Source organism: Paenibacillus sp. 01T443 (assembly GCF_056398325.1).
In genome coordinates this window covers 111,810-127,003 of sequence record NZ_JBFTPE010000013.1, presented here as the reverse complement: position 1 = coordinate 127,003, position 15,194 = coordinate 111,810, and the positions used below count along the sequence as shown (strand labels likewise).

General features: G+C 46.4%; 11 protein-coding genes. 9 read left to right on the top strand and 2 right to left on the bottom strand.

The window, feature by feature from the left end; genetic code table 11:
• Positions 1-762: 762 nt before the first annotated feature.
• The 4 genes from AC1DLI_RS23635 (at position 763) to AC1DLI_RS23620 (ending at position 6,988) form a co-directional block, all read left to right on the top strand.
• Positions 763-2,031, top strand: a complete 1,269-nt coding sequence (locus tag AC1DLI_RS23635; protein WP_477606946.1) for an MFS transporter — start codon at positions 763-765, stop codon at positions 2,029-2,031.
• A gap of 179 nt (positions 2,032-2,210) precedes the next feature.
• The gene (locus AC1DLI_RS23630; protein ID WP_477606945.1) at positions 2,211-3,548 is read left to right on the top strand and encodes an ABC transporter substrate-binding protein; all 1,338 of its coding nucleotides are present in this window, start codon (positions 2,211-2,213) and stop codon (positions 3,546-3,548) included.
• Positions 3,549-3,578: 30 nt separating this feature from the next.
• Positions 3,579-5,363 carry a cache domain-containing sensor histidine kinase gene (locus AC1DLI_RS23625; protein WP_477606944.1) on the top strand — a complete coding sequence of 595 codons (1,785 nt, stop codon included), beginning with the start codon at positions 3,579-3,581 and terminating at the stop codon, positions 5,361-5,363.
• 5 nt (positions 5,364-5,368) lie between these two features.
• Positions 5,369-6,988 (top strand): response regulator transcription factor, encoded by a 1,620-nt coding sequence (locus AC1DLI_RS23620; RefSeq protein WP_477606943.1) that lies wholly within the window; start codon positions 5,369-5,371, stop codon positions 6,986-6,988.
• A 45-nt stretch (positions 6,989-7,033) separates the two neighbouring features.
• Here AC1DLI_RS23620 and AC1DLI_RS23615 read toward each other — a convergent pair whose 3' ends face one another.
• Positions 7,034-7,759, bottom strand: coding sequence for an alpha/beta fold hydrolase (locus AC1DLI_RS23615; RefSeq protein ID WP_477606942.1), 726 nt, complete (start codon positions 7,757-7,759; stop codon positions 7,034-7,036).
• A 126-nt stretch (positions 7,760-7,885) separates the two neighbouring features.
• On the opposite strand from AC1DLI_RS23615, the gene AC1DLI_RS23610 reads away from it, so the two are divergent.
• From AC1DLI_RS23610 to AC1DLI_RS23590, 5 genes are all read left to right on the top strand, one after another.
• A complete protein-coding gene (locus AC1DLI_RS23610) occupies positions 7,886-8,836 on the top strand; it encodes a helix-turn-helix transcriptional regulator (protein WP_477606941.1) in 951 nt (316 codons plus the stop codon).
• 359 nt (positions 8,837-9,195) lie between these two features.
• The gene (locus tag AC1DLI_RS23605) at positions 9,196-10,245 is read left to right on the top strand and encodes a GGDEF domain-containing protein (RefSeq protein ID WP_477606940.1); all 1,050 of its coding nucleotides are present in this window, start codon (positions 9,196-9,198) and stop codon (positions 10,243-10,245) included.
• Between the two features lie 209 nt (positions 10,246-10,454).
• Positions 10,455-11,273 (top strand): ABC transporter ATP-binding protein, encoded by an 819-nt coding sequence (locus tag AC1DLI_RS23600; protein ID WP_477606939.1) that lies wholly within the window; start codon positions 10,455-10,457, stop codon positions 11,271-11,273.
• 9 nt (positions 11,274-11,282) lie between these two features.
• Positions 11,283-13,103 carry an FtsX-like permease family protein gene (locus AC1DLI_RS23595; RefSeq protein ID WP_477606938.1) on the top strand — a complete coding sequence of 607 codons (1,821 nt, stop codon included), beginning with the start codon at positions 11,283-11,285 and terminating at the stop codon, positions 13,101-13,103.
• Between the two features lie 84 nt (positions 13,104-13,187).
• Positions 13,188-13,748: a hypothetical protein gene (locus AC1DLI_RS23590; RefSeq protein ID WP_477606937.1), complete on the top strand. Its 561-nt coding sequence runs from the start codon at positions 13,188-13,190 to the stop codon at positions 13,746-13,748.
• A 73-nt stretch (positions 13,749-13,821) separates the two neighbouring features.
• Here the strand turns inward: AC1DLI_RS23590 and AC1DLI_RS23585 are convergent, their stop codons facing one another.
• Entirely contained in the window at positions 13,822-15,063 is a 1,242-nt protein-coding gene (locus tag AC1DLI_RS23585; RefSeq protein WP_477606936.1) for a serpin family protein, read from the bottom strand.
• Positions 15,064-15,194 lie beyond the last annotated feature (131 nt).

Sequence of the window (15,194 nt, the reverse complement as noted above, 5' to 3'; positions counted from 1 at the left end):
TGCAGTTTCTGCAATAGATTTCGCAGAATCCGTTAATTTTTCCGTCAAGGAGGGTGTTTCTGATGTATTTTCTGCAATGTAGGTCTTTGAACTGAATGTCATGTCAGCTTTCTATTGTAGAAAGTGCAGTAGACCTCATGCGATTCAGGAGCAACAACGCTACAGCAGTCTAAAGAGACGGCACAGTTAGGTAAAAAGCCTTCCTGGCCGTCTCTTTGGCATATGGACTTATCCTTAAACTGCGGCGTTAGTGGTTGTTGCCAGAAGCGTTTCCTTTTTTATCGGATGTTTTTGTTGTTGTGTTTTTTGTAGCATGACCTTGCTGCTTTGCCATTGTGAATTCCCTCCTTTTCGATGCAATAGCTGTAGTGTGTGATTAATGAATCGGTTGCTATTCGAAAATAGGTGTCTGAAGGCTGGTGAAAATCCTGCCAATCCAATGGCTTCATTTATTTCAACTTTGATTCGAGGAATCGAACAAATCCAATCCTAATTTTCATAGTCACATCCATTTGTTAATTTTTGTTAGATTTATGCACGAATTTCGTTTCGGCCAGCGTTTTCAAGTCGAGGCTGTGACCTTAATCGCGAGAACAATGAACTAAAACAAAGAATAGGTTTCCTAGAGCTTCCCATATGGGAGGCTAGTGACTATTTTGAGGAAGAGAGCGCTTTCTTGCTGAAAGGGAATACTGTATCGATATGATAAAATGAATAAAAAGAAAGCGTTATCGAGTTGATGTACAACGGGGGATGCAGCAAATGCGGAATGGGACGAGTTTTTGGACCAGATTAAACCTTTTTAAAGGTGCGCCGCTTTCTCCTGAAAGCAAACTCAGCAAGGATGCCGTTACGGCACTGCTCATTCATTGCTGCTTTCAGTTCGGCGCATCCATGTCAGGCTTGTTTCTAAATTTATATTTATGGCGGTTAACGCAGGATTTGATGGTCAACGGGATTTATAACATTATCGTATTCCTGCTGACGCCGCCGGCATTCGCGCTGGGAGGCTGGATTGCCAAACGCCGTGACCGAATGGTTACCTACCGGTTAGGAATCGTGATGATTGCCATCTTTTATTTGATGGTCGTTATTGCCCAGGAGCATGTCGCGCAATACTACATAATGTTTGCTATTTTCAACGGGATTGCCGCGGGGCTGTATTGGACCGGCTACTTAGTCATTCAATATGATGTCTCAACTGAAGCGAACCGCATACGTTTTCTTGCAATCAACATGATCGCATTTAACGCGTCCGGGCTTGCCGGGCCGGCACTTGCGGGGTTTATCATTCAGCGCAGCGAGGGTCTGACGGGCTACGTATTTATATTCATGCTGGCGTTTATCATGTTCTTGATCGCCGCGATTGTCAGCTTCCGTATACCGATGATTCCATCTCATCACAAAGCGTATTATTTAAAATTTATGGGGCTTGTCATGAACAAGAACCGACGCTGGATGAAGGCGTTGTTTAGTTTTTTTGTGCTCGGCCTATTCCAGGGCATTATGCTGTTTTTGCCTAATATCATGCTTTATCAAACCGTTGGCCGCGAGGATTGGGTCGGATATTTAGGTGTGTTTTTCTCCTCTCTGACCGTTGCTACCGGTTATGTCATCTCAAGGAAAGCGCAAAAAGAGCAGGTTCGCAAATACGTGCTGCTTTCTACAACGGGTGTCGCGTTAGGCTCGTCGCTGCTGCTTATCCAAGTGGATTTTTGGTCTGTCGCCTTATTTATGATCTTGTTCTCGATTTGCAATCCGCTTGCAGTCAATACGCTTACCTCTTATTATTACCGATTGATCGGCACACTGCCGCTCAAAGGCCAGCTGCGCGTAGAATCCGTCGTCATGCGGGAGCTTTTTCTTAACGCGGGAAGGGTGCTCTCCATTAGCTTGCTTATCTTTCTTGCTAAGGATTTGGAATCGGTATGGATGCCGGTTGTGCTGTTCAGCATGGCCGTGCTGCAATATGTATCGGTGCTATTAATTAAGGAGAAGCAGTGCGTGGAGCAAGAGCAATTAAAATCATAATGGGTTAACCTCAGCCTTGTGGAATAAGGGCTGAGGTTTTTTTTGCGTTTGCAGCAAGTGACCAGAGAATATTTAAACTTAAATACAGAAAAAATTATAAGTATTCATGCTGTAAAATCTGTTATTCTGAATGGATGAATACTTGCGGACGAATGAAAAAAGCAAAGGGGAGTTTATCCGTGCAGAGGAAATATCATACCATCTATCTCATGATTACGCTGGGAATGCTGCTGTTGACGGGCTGTATGAGAGGCGGCGGAGACCCTTCTATTCATGAAGAGGCTGACCATACTGAAATTACAAAAACGGTAACGCTTACTTTTTGGAGAAATTCCGGAAACAAGGCGGAAAATGCCGCTTATGATCAATTGATTGCAGCGTTCATGGAGAAGAATCCTTCGATTCGAATACAAATGATGCCATTCCCCTATAGCGATTATGATACGAAGCTTCGAACCTCTGTAGCCGCCGGCAACCCGCCGGACATAATGGCCATCGATGCGCCGAACCTTGCGTCCTATGCCGAGGCAGGCGCACTTTTGCCCTTAACGGATCGTTTTCAGCGTGATGGTCATATCGAGGATATCCCGCAAACGACAATTGACGGCTACACTTATCGGCAAAATATTTATTTGGCTCCAATGACGGAATCATCGATCGCGATGTTTTATAATAAAAAAATGTTCGAGGCTGCCGGAATCCCGCTACCTTCGCGTAATCCCGATGAGGCTTGGACCTGGGAGCAGGTGCTGAGCGCTGCAAAAAAAATCAATGACCCCAGCCGAGGGATTTATGGCATCGACCCTGCACAGGGCTTTCAAAATGCGGGAGCAACCGCCTATTTCAAATATCCGATCATTTGGCAGTTCGGCGGAGAGGTGATGAATCCGGAAGGAACCTCGGCGAAAGGCTATCTGGACTCACCGGAAACGAAGCAGGCATTGCTGTTCTATACGGAGCTGTTCACTAAATACAAAGTGGCTTCTTTTGAATATCCTGTCGATGCGTTTCCGAACCGCAAGTTAGGCATTACCATCGACGGAACATGGTCTCTCGCGCATTTAGCTGAAAATTTCCCGGATTTTAAACTCGGCGTGGACTATGACGTTGCCCCGCTGCCGAAGGGAACGAGGCAAGCTGTCGCCAATGGCAGCTGGGGACTTGGAATTTCATCGAAAAGCAAATATCCGGAGGAAGCATGGATGTTTGTGAATTGGATGACAAGCTATGATGGCTTGAAGCTGTATACCAGCATTACAAGGGATATTCCAGCGAGATATTCTGTTGCCAAGGAGTTTACGGAGCTGAACGAATATCCGAAAAATATTTTTGTCATCCAAAACCAAAAGTACGGCAGGCCTCGCCCGATTACGCCGGTGTTTCCGCAGGTTTCTGAGGCAGTCAAACACTTATTCGAGCAAGTAACGCTCGAGAAGCGTGATCTGGACGAGGCGATCCAAGCCGCGATCGGCACGATCGATAAGGCTTATGCCGATTCAATTGCGCTATCGCAATAATGATGCCAGTAAATGATGAGGGGGCTGCCAATGTTTTTCTCGCTAAGAAGCCGGCTGATGGCGGCTTTCTCCTTACTTCTAATTGTTCCGTTTATTACGCTTGTATTCGTTCTAAGCGAAGAATCGACCAAGCTTATCAAGCAGTCTATTGAAACCTCGACGTCGCAGACGATTGAACAATTTGGATCGCATGTCAATACCTCGATGACACAGGTTGAGGAAATCGGCAATCAAGTAATGAGCAATCGTGTGACGCAGGAATGGATTACGGCTCAAATGAGTCCTGACAGCAGCGTAGAGGAACGTCTTCTTGCGAAGCATAGGCTTATGGAATATGTTTCGTCTTATTCGATAAACAATTCCAGCGGAATATCCATCGGTGTTTTTTCTGATTTCGGAGGCGGCGTATGGACGCAGGATCGAACGTATTTGGAACAGGATTGGTATAGTCGCTTTCTAGAGGAGGACAAGCGCTGGACGGAAGCGCATTCCGATCCTGATCAAGCAGACACCATTATGAAAGCCAGATTGGTGAACAGCTATATGCTTCCTTTGGTACAGCTGCAATCTTTTACGAAATCAGGTTTTGTGAAAATCAATTATCCGACCTCGGTACTGCGTGATGCGATCGTGAAAATTAAATTCGGCAAAACGGGCAGAGCTTTTTTGCTCACTTCTGATGGCAGCAGCGTGCTGGATCAACAGCTTCCGGAGGATAGCCTGATGATATTATCGTCAGGTCTTGCGGAGATTAAAGCAGCAAAGGGTTATGATACAAGCGGCGTTTTTCCGATTAGGAGAGACGCAGAAACGTATTTGCTATTTTATCGTTATTTCGAAGAGCAGGACTGGTATGTTATCGGAGAGGTTCCCGAGAAGGAGCTTTTCGTGAAGATCGAGCAAATTCGCCGTACGATGCTTTTTATAAGCCTGATATTGCTGCTTCTTATTATTCTTGTCGCCTATTGGCTCTCTTCGGGGATTACACGGCCGCTTACATCGATGGCTAGAGCAATGAAGCATGTCGAGCGGGGAGAATTCACGCAGGCCTTCAGCATGATGCCGACGGTCCGTACAGGGCACAGTGAGGTTGGTTATGTAACCAGAGTGTTCGAGAATATGACGACGCGTTTGCGTTTTTTAATCGAGACGGAGTTCGAGACCAATCTCCGGCGTAAAAATGCGGAATACAAAGCGCTGCTCCTGCAAATCAATCCGCATTTTTTTAATAACACTTTAGAAATTATTAGCGGCCTAGCCGCCATGAAAAAAAATGATGTATTGATGGATGCGACGGAAGCTCTCGGCCAAATGATGCGTTACTCTTTAAATTTAAACAGTGATTTGGTTAAAGTAAAAGAAGAGATGAACTATATTCGCGATTATCTGTTTATTCTCCAGCTGCGTTACGAGGAAAGGCTTCATGTAGAGATTGAAGAAGATTTGGCTTCCAATACGCTGCTTATCGCAAAGTTTATATTGCAGCCGATTGTGGAGAATGCTGTTAAATACAGCTTGGAGGAAAGCGGCGTAGCGAAAATATCCCTTCGCGTCAAAACCGAGGAGGACAGGCTGCACATGGTCGTGGCAGATAACGGGATCGGAATGGATGCTGAATTAGTTGAGCATTTGATGAGAGAGCTGAGCAGCACCGATTCCGTAGACATTCTGAACAGCGGAGGGGACAGCATCGGACTGAGGAATGTATTATCGCGCTGTAGATTGTATTATGGGGAACAGCTAGAGGTCAGCATTGATTCAAAACGCGGAGAAGGAACAGAGATCCGAATCAGCATTCCCGCAGTAAAGGGGTGAGAGACGTGTACAGCATAATGATCGTTGATGATGAAGCAGGCGTTAGGAATAGCATAAAAGCAAAAATTGATTGGCAGGCATCAGGATTCCATATCGCGGCTGAAGCGTCGAACGGCGAGGAGGCTCTGAGCCTCTTGCAAGGAAGACGTCTTCCTGATGTGCTCCTGACTGATATAAGGATGCCGCAGATGGATGGTATCGGACTCATTAATGCTTGTAAACAATTATATCCGTCTCTCAAAATTGTCGTCTTATCCGGTTATTCGGATTACACCTATATGCAAGCAGCGATACAGGCCGGCGTCAAGGACTATCTGCTTAAGCCCGTGGGCCGCAGAGAGCTGGTTACTCTGCTCCAGAAGCTCTCTGCTGAAATTGCTGCCCAGCAAACAGACGAGCAGCTGCAGCATGCTGAGCAGCGGCAGAGAAAAGAACAACTGCTTGCCATGCAGGAGCAAATGCTGCTTCGGATGGTCAAAGAGGATTTCTACAGCTTGCTGATCATAAAAGAAAGGCTGGAACAGCTACAGCTGTCAGCATTTATCGATGAGCGGCTTCACGTCCGTTTTGTGGCTGTAGAAATGCGGGTGCCGGCCGGCAGGCTGGGCGAAGAACGAGGTCATATCGATCTGCTCCATATGGCGTTCCAAATGCTTTGTAGAGAAACGGCGAGCCTGTATTCGGGCGTATATCCTTTTTACGACGCGAGCCATCCTTCCATGATGCATTTTCTGGTGGAAGCTTCCTCCCGGGGAATTGACGGAACGGATTTAACGGATCGTCTGGTTCGCCAAATCAGAACGAATATCCAAAAGTATTTGAGGCTCGATTCTGTTATCGGAGTAGGGGAAACGGTTAATGGAATCCGTCAATTTAAAAACGGATATTCCTCAAGCATGCTTTCATGGAGCCAAAGCACCATTCATGGAACGAATAGAGAAGGTAATCTGCTGGTGCAGGATTTGATCGCTGCATTCTCGCCGGAGCTGGAGAGGCAGCTGGTCGTGTCCATCGAAAATGGTGATTTCAAAGCCTATTCGGCGCTGATCGAGCGCGTTGTTCCGCGCGGGGTCGATTTCCCGATGTTCTCCTTTACCTTTATCGCATCGCGCATATTGCTTCTATTTCATTCGATTGCGAAGAAGTATGAGGCAGGAGAAGCGGTGCTCCAGAAGCGGCTCTGGGACTGCCAGATGACAATCGGTGATTTCCATTCGAGGGAGCAAATATTGGAGCAGCTGGAGGAGCTTGCGCGGCTGGTTATGAATGAGGCGCTAAAGACCCGGAGCTCCAGCGGGCAGTCTATCGTTAAGACCATTCAAAAATACGTAGATGATAATTTCGCCTATGAGCTTACATTGGCTTCGCTCGCGGGGATGTTCCATCTCAATGAAACGTATTTGTCCGGGCTGTTCAAGCAGCATGTCGGCGTGACGTTCAGTGAGTATGTGACAAGCTTGCGCATGAAAAAAGCAGGTGAGCTGCTCGCGCAAAGCGATCTTAAATTGACTGATATTGCCATGCTCGTCGGTATTTCAAGCTCGAGTTATTTCAGTACGTCCTTCAAAAAGTACTATGGGCTCAGTCCAAAGGAATATCGGGAACGTCATCATACGAAAGCTTGAAACCGATCGCGTTCGGAATTTCATGCTGCATGATTAGCAAGGTTACTATTCGTTCTCAATGCGAGCGATGAAATTTAGCAGCAATAGGCGCAGCCCGGCTGGATCGCTTAGCATGGGCAAATGTCCGGTATCCAGGCTTTGTACCGACTGCGGTGCAAAATGCGAGATCATTTTATTTTGCAAGGAGGGACTTAGTTCTTTATCCTTGCTTAGCTTCACGTACAGCTTCGGCACAGCTGGAGCAGGCGCATCAGCCCGATCCGTATAGACACGAACGGACTCGGGTTTGAATTTATTTGTAATCAAGGCTGCCTGCTCTTCTGTGAGGTCATTGCATAATCCTGTACGGATGGAAGCCTCGGGAGGCTTCGTTCCCATTTTGCGCAGAATCAGAGACATCAGTATTCGCTTTGGCAGGGGGAGAACAGATAAGAAGGAGCCGCCTTTCTTTGGGATGATCGCTCCAACAGCGATAAAACCTGCCAAACGATCGTTCAGCTCAGCTGCCAATTTAAGTGAAAGTACACCGGCTAAGGAATGTGCCACGATAATAACCCTCCGTGTACCCCATTCATCGATTTGTTGTTTCATATGCATGACGTAATCCGCTAAAGCAAGCTCTCCCCGTTGTTCTTCCCGATTCGGAAAATCAATCAATAAATAAGGATGCTCGAAGCCCTCTAGCACTTTGCTCCAGATGTCTCTATTCAAACCAGCACCATGGATAAATACAACCCCCGTTTTTTCTTGCGCATAAGCATGATTGATCATGTTTTATTCCCCCACTATGATTATTCCTGATTGGATCTCAGATATAGCTTATCATTCAAACAAGACAATTATTGTCTTATTTAAAAAAGATAAGCTAAAATAAAGCTACAGAGAGAGGTGATGCTCTTGCAAAAATCACAGCGCCTTTTCCAATTAATGATGATGGTCAATGCGAGAAAAGCTTTTACCGTGCAGGAGCTTGCCGATGAATTAGGCGTTTCCAGCCGCACGATTACAAGGGATTTGCTGGAGCTCAGCGAGCTTGGGGTTCCCGTCTATTCGGTTCAAGGAAGAGGCGGCGGCTACAGGCTGCTGCAAGAGAGAATGCTTCCGCCGATCAGCTTTACGGAGGGCGAGGCGGTCGCTATTTTTTTTGCGTGCCAATCCTTGGAGTATTTCGGCTCCTTGCCGTTTGGAGATGGAGCTAGCTCTGCGCTTCATAAGTTTTTTCACTATTTGCCAGCCGATGTGAAAGGTCGAATCGAACGGTTGAAAGATAGGGTAGCGATCTACAGCCCGTACCGCCAGATGTCGCCTGACATTCTCCAGACGCTTCTGCATGCGATAATGGATCGCAGCATTGTGACGATCGGGTATCGCTCGAGCAAAGGAGTGCAGGAGAGAAATATTCAACCCGTCGGCCTTTACGCAAGCTCGGGTTACTGGTATTGTCCGGCGTATTGTTTTCTGCGGAAGGAAATGAGACAGTTCAGGGCTGATCGGATGCTTTCGGCAGTCATAAATCCAGCGATGGAAAGCCGGGAGGATATCGAACGGCAGACGCTGCTAGATAAGCCTGAAAAGGATCAGCTGGAGCAAACCGTGCTCCTGCTGGAGTTAACGGAAAAAGGAATATGGCAGCTGGATACCAATACACGGTTTGCGCCATTTATAAAACGCAATGAAGATGGCACAGGCACGGCTGCTGTTCAGATTGATGCGGAGGATCTGCATTTTTATGTTGAGCTGATCTGGGCGCTCGGGGAGGACGTCAGAATTACGGGGCCGACTGAGGCAGTTGCGCAGATCAAACAAAAAATGAAAGCAATGCATTTGCTGTATGAGCAATCAAGATGAAAACAAGGCATGCGAAACTTAAAATAAGAATGATGAAATGAAAGCCGCAGTCTCTCTAGGCGAATGAATTTCAATTAAGTGTAACTAAATGGTAAAATTCGTGTCTAAAAATGGGAATCGTAAAAAACCCAGACGGAGGTAACTAGCATTTCGATTAGTTAATGCAATAAAATAAATGATGATCCAGTATAATCAAAGAAATTAGTTATTTTCTGTATAAGTTGGTGTTCTGCATGACATTGTTTCTAGACATGAAGACGGTTATGATTTTAATCGTATTAGGCCATCTATTTTCAGTCTTGCTTATTAGCGCTTACTGGCGTACGCAAACTAAGGATCATATCTTGAGCAGGTTCTTGTTGGCTAAATGTACTCAAGGCTTTGCTTGGATGTTAATCGTTGTACGCAATGGAGTTCCGGATGTGTACACGATGTCGATAGCCAATTCCCTGCTATTTATTGGATTTGCGCTTGAAACGGTCGCGATGCTTAAGCTGCAGCAGGCGTTTCATCGCTCTACAAAAATGCTTTACGCTGCCTTGACCCTTGGCGCGATCGTCGGTTACCATCTTGTTATTATTTTTAATAATCACGAAAATATTAGAATCGCGGCCGCCTCGATTGGAACAGCGCTCTTTATGGTCGTTCCGGCTTACTTAATGATTCGTACTAAAGCTGCATCCTATATTATGAAGATCATGGGTCTGCTCTATATTTCTACGATAGTTTCACTTATTGGGAGAGCGATCGTCGCCTTGCTGTCCGACCAAACCATCGGTATGTTTACGCCGGGCATTTATCAGACATTTTCCTTCCTAGCGCTTTTTTTGATCATGTTTATCGGCAATATCGGTTTTGTACTGCTTTTGAAGGAACAGGTCGATCAAGAGCTCGTACGGTTGGCGAACTACGATGATTTGACGGGTGTTTTAAATCGGAGAACTTTCGTGTCGTTGTCAAAGCAAGTCATAGCCGAGCACGCCAAAAAACAAAAGCATCTTTCCTTGGTGCTGTTCGACATCGATCATTTCAAAAAAATCAACGACACCTACGGACATCACATCGGAGACCGAGCCTTGCAGCAGCTGGCGAAGCATATCGGTTCTCAGCTAAGAGGAACAGATTCCTTCAGCCGGTATGGCGGCGACGAGTTTGCTATATTGCTGCCAGGGGCGAATGAAAGTGAGGCTGACCGTCTGGTGGAGGCTTTTAGACAGACAACCATGCAAATTCACATACCGGGAATGACAGGCTCGCTTTCCATTAGTCTTGGCGTTGTAACCCTTATTCCGAACGAGCAAACAAAGCTTGAGGCGCTTTACAAGGTGTGCGACAGAGCCTTGTATGATGCGAAGGACAATGGCCGCAACGGTGCCGCACGGATACGGGCCGCCACATTGCTGGGCTGATTGGTTATGATCTTAATTTAATAACACTTGAAACCGACGTTAGCGAGATACGCTGAAGCCGGTTTTTTTGTGTGCACGCATAACTTGTTCTCAATGTTAAGGAAAACTTTAAGAAATCTTTAGTGTTACATTACGTTTGCTTGAGATGTCTTATTTATACTGAGTACAGAGCAAGGTGGACATTAGCTCAAGGTAAAGGAGAGGTCAGAATGACGACAATTACGTCGGTTATCGCGATCAAGCAAATATCTAAACGATACGGCAGCAAAAATACGAATCAGGTATATGCTTTAAATAATATCTCTTTCACGATGCAGGAAGGGGAATTTATCGGAATTATGGGGGCGTCGGGTTCCGGCAAGACTACGCTTCTTAATGTGATCTCAACGCTTGATACCCCTACGGAGGGGATGATCAGCATCGCCGGTACGGACATCACCCGAATGAAAGCGAGGGAGCTGTCGGACTTCAGGGCTAAGCAGCTTGGCTTTATTTTTCAGGATTTCAATCTGCTGGACAACTTGACCGTCTTTGAAAATATCGCACTGCCATTGTCCCTGCAAGACACACCTGCCGGAGAGATCCGAAGCAAGGTAATGCAGGTGATGGAGAAGCTTGGCATAACGGATCTTGCGGAGAAATATCCGGCAATGATCTCAGGGGGGCAACGGCAGCGAACGGCAGCGGCACGCGCAATCGTTCATAAACCAGCCCTGCTGCTCGGCGACGAGCCGACGGGCTCACTCGATTTAAAGAATGCCGTCAGTCTGCTTGAAACGATGAAACGGCTGAATGAAGAGGACAACATATCTATTCTTATGGTGACGCATGACGCATTTAGCGCAAGCTATTGCGGAAGAATCCTATTTATTCAGGACGGGCAGCTGGTAAAGGAGCTTCACCGATCGGGCAGCCGAGAAATATTTTATAAGAAAATCTTGGATGTTCTCGGCGATTACGGATCGACTGCCGCACAAGCTGCGGCTGAGAGAGTGCCGGTTGTTTCATCCCGTTCGGAGAGGCACTGAGGTGAGGAAATGTTAATGAAATTAGCCTTAACGGGCATGAAAAGCAAATTTAAGGATTATACGGTGTTACTTGCCGGACTTGTCATGTCGATATCGATCTTTTATATGTTTCAGACGATGGCCTGGAATCGCAGTTTTACAGAGGCGAATGCGGTTATTGACTCGATTCAGCTCGTTTATATTATGGGATCGATCTTGCTGTCGGGGATCACACTATTTTATATTCTTTATGCGAATGGCTTTCTGCTCTCGCTGCGCCAGCGGGAGTTCGGTCTTTATATGGTACTCGGCGCCAGAAAAAATAAAATACGCTCACTAATGTTTATTGAGACGGTCGCGCTTGGACTGATCTCATTGGCAGCGGGGCTTGCGCTCGGCTTTTGTTTATCTGCGCTTGTCGGGCAGCTGATGGCCAGGCAGCTTGATATAACATTGACTGGATACCATGCTGTTTATGGACCGGCGATCTTGTTTACGATTGTGTTTTTTGCGATGCTGTTTGCTTTATCTGCGTTATGGAACCAGTTGAAGCTCGCCCGTATGCAGGTGCTGCAGCTCGTTCACGGCCATGCCCAGGCGGATCGAATCCGGAAGCGGAGGATATGGAAACTTGTCCTTGGGATTGTTGGTCTCATTGCTTTAGGTCTTGGTTATTTTTCCTTAACGTTTATGGAGCAGCTGCGGGAAGTCGGGTTGTTTACGGCAACGTTTATGACACCGCTAGGCACCTATTTACTATTTATGGTCCTGCTTCCGCCCTTCGTGGAAAAACTGAAAAAAAGGAACAGCACGCGGGGAATACGGGCTTTCACCTTCGGACAGCTTAGCTTCCGGATTAACGGCCTAACGAAGCTGTTAGCGACCGTTGCGATGCTGGTAGCGCTTGGTGCTGGCGCGATCGCAGGGGGAATGGCTTTCGTGAACGATGCAAAGATAAAGAGCGAGAGCTACAGTGTATATGATGCGATTGTACACGATCCAACACCGGAGCAGGAGAAGGTTCTGGCTGCCCTGCCGTTCATCGATCGGCTTGAGTACCGTTATAAGCTTGAGAGAGAAATAGTGTATTACGCCAGGGAGGATCTTGAAGGCAATAGGCCGCTTATTCCATCCATACAAGGCCAAAAATACGGGGATCAACTCGTTCGAATTAACGAGATGCTGCGGGCAGGGAGCGGAGATACAGCAACAGCGTACAGTCAGGAGTGGGAATCCTTCATATGGCAGATTACGCCGAATCAGCAGCAGGATTATAAAATCTTAGATGAAAACCAGTTCATTTCCCTTTCAGCAAAAGAGCAAAAAATCGTCATTGGAAAAACGAGCGATTTTCTGGCACATCGTTCATCATGGGAGGCGCTGGACAATTTGGTTGCAGGCAGCAGCGAAGACGCCTATCTGCCGTGGAGTAAATGGCAGTATTACCAGAATGCGCTCGGCGATGCAAGCGGGACGCTATTTATGGGCTTTTTCCTCGGAATTGCGTTTCTAGCCATGATGGCGAGCTGCTTGATGTTCAAAATCCTATCTGGTGCAGCCAAGGACGTACAGCGGTATGAAATGTTAGATAAGATAGGCGTAAGAAAGGAAAAGCTGACGCGTTCGATTTACCATGAGCTTTTCCTCGTGTTTTTATTTCCAGGCGCTGTAGGTCTCTTGCATGTGCTGGTCGGGATGAATCTGTTTTCGTTCATTCTGTCCGAGCCCTATTATAAGCTGTGGATTCCGATTGCATTGTTTGCTGCTATCTATTCCGTCTATTATCTCTTAACGGTAAGGATGTATCAGAATATCGTATTGCCAGGCCGAAATAAGGCCGCTAGGCATTAAAAAATAGTCGAATCTTCTATTATGCAACTTCTTCCTCCTATTTGCGTCTTTATTTTGACGAAGAAATATTTGGGAGGCAGAAGAATGAAGCGAATAGGCATATTATTATTCGTATTTCTTTTTATCATAGTTGGATGCGGCACGGAACCGGAAATGAATGCAGCAACCCAAGTCGAACAGCCGGAAAACGAAACCGTCAAGCAGCAAAACAAAATGTCTAAGGAAATGCCCGGCACCTTTGATTTCATGGTGCGTTTCGGATATGGAACGGTAAATAAAAATGAAATTAATACCTTTCAAGATACAGTAACCAAAGATTTGATCATGAATGGGACGGCATCGGCGCAAATCACGTTGACCAAGGAAGAGATGCGAAGCATCTACAATCAAATGAGAGAAATAAACATCATGGGCGAAAAAGTTCTGGCTGCAGCCAATCAAACCTGTGAACGCGTTCCGTATAGCGAAGATATATGGGAAATCAATATTAACGGAGAAACAAAAACATTAACGTGGACAGATAGATTTTGCACTCAAACCAGTGATATGGAGCAATTGCTGGAACTGCGAAATTTCGTGGATCAGATCGTAAAGACCAAAGAGGAATATAAAAAACTGCCTGAATCAGAGGGTGGCTACGATTGATTACAGAGTTTAGATGAAGCATCCCATCGCCTTGGACATTAGGAGGGAATCTGCTTCATCTAACCTCATGTTTTTATGGTGTTTCTACAAGCCCTACAAACAGGAGAACACCGCTTTGCAGGTCTTGGATAGCGAAAAGAAACGGCCGGTTGACCTTCATTTCGAAGTTAACGCTGGGCTTAGCACTTCCTGCATCCATTCCAACTAAGGTTACGGCAGCCGCCTCAGTGCCTTGTTCAGAAACGTCGATAACGGTCTTATGCAAAATACGGTTGATAAAGAGCCGTTGATCGCCGCTATTTTCAGCTAATTCGCTGAAGTCCGCTTGTCCCGCATCGAATGGCAGGCGCATTCCCATTGCGCTTAAGGTGTCGATAAGCTCACGCTGGCCCTCTATACGAAATTTCGGCAGCGTTAATTTGCCATTCACTTCGTTAAATGGTTTGGTCCAAAATTCGGTATCCGCGAGCAGCTTCGCGGTGAGTGTCTCTTGGTCCGTACGTTGGCTCGGGAGAACGACGAGCATGCCCATTTGACCATCGCCGTATGGCAAACGGATGGCTTGGTAATCCTCCGTTTCGTCATATTCGTAAGTGCCTCCCTGATTCATGAAAGGGATGCGCTGTATTTCTCCGTCCGATTTTGTGAATTCATCTTCTTTTGTTGCTTTTGGCTCAAAGGGCGTCTTCCAAGTCCCATCAAAATATAGGGCGTTTAACAGCATGAATTTCGTCATCTCTGATATAGGCTTATCCAATATTGTTGGAATAAGACCGTTTGTCTGTTTGTTGACCCATTTGTTCATTTCCTTCAGCACGGCAGGGTCGACCAGATTTCGTTCGTTTAATTGGGCGTCGTAGGCTTCCTTTACACGGTCGAGATAATGCTTTCGGAACGGCCAGCCCTTTTGCAGCCAGAGCGAGTTTGCCATGGACAGCTTGATACCGGGTCCTGGTTGCAGCAGAAGTTCTCTCAGCTTTTGCTGTTCCTCATTCAGAACTTCCACAGACAGTCCATCTACATGCAATGTCCTCGCGATCTGGTCGCGTGTTTGGCCGGCGGCTCCATTCAGCGTCATCGACAACGCCTGTACGATGCTGACAGGTGAGATAATAACGTTTTCCCCTTGATGTTCAATAATCATTTTCTCCGCAAGTTCGAGGCCGAACGTATTTGTTGCCTTTGCCATTTGTGGGTCAAGCTTCTCAGCTAGCCGAGCTCGTTCCGGCATTGTATTTGTCTTTTCTTCTGGCTGTCCGCATGCTGTTAACAGCAATACAGCAGTCATGGCGATGAAAATGGTTTTGCGCAGCAAGTCATTCCCTCCCATTTTTTGCATGCATTATCCATATCGACGGTCTATGAGGAGCAAAGGTTGCTGAATATATCCAAATGGACGGTTTCATATTTAATATAATTTACATGAATGAACACATGGTAAGTTAT

Coding starts and splice junctions, on each gene's coding strand:
- AC1DLI_RS23635 (WP_477606946.1), top strand. CDS start 763: ATGCGGAATGGGACGAGTTTTTGGACCAGATTAAACCTTTTTAAAGGT.
- AC1DLI_RS23590 (WP_477606937.1), top strand. CDS start 13,188: ATGAAGCGAATAGGCATATTATTATTCGTATTTCTTTTTATCATAGTT.
- AC1DLI_RS23625 (WP_477606944.1), top strand. CDS start 3,579: ATGTTTTTCTCGCTAAGAAGCCGGCTGATGGCGGCTTTCTCCTTACTT.
- AC1DLI_RS23600 (WP_477606939.1), top strand. CDS start 10,455: ATGACGACAATTACGTCGGTTATCGCGATCAAGCAAATATCTAAACGA.
- AC1DLI_RS23615 (WP_477606942.1), bottom strand. CDS start 7,759: ATGATCAATCATGCTTATGCGCAAGAAAAAACGGGGGTTGTATTTATC.
- AC1DLI_RS23595 (WP_477606938.1), top strand. CDS start 11,283: ATGTTAATGAAATTAGCCTTAACGGGCATGAAAAGCAAATTTAAGGAT.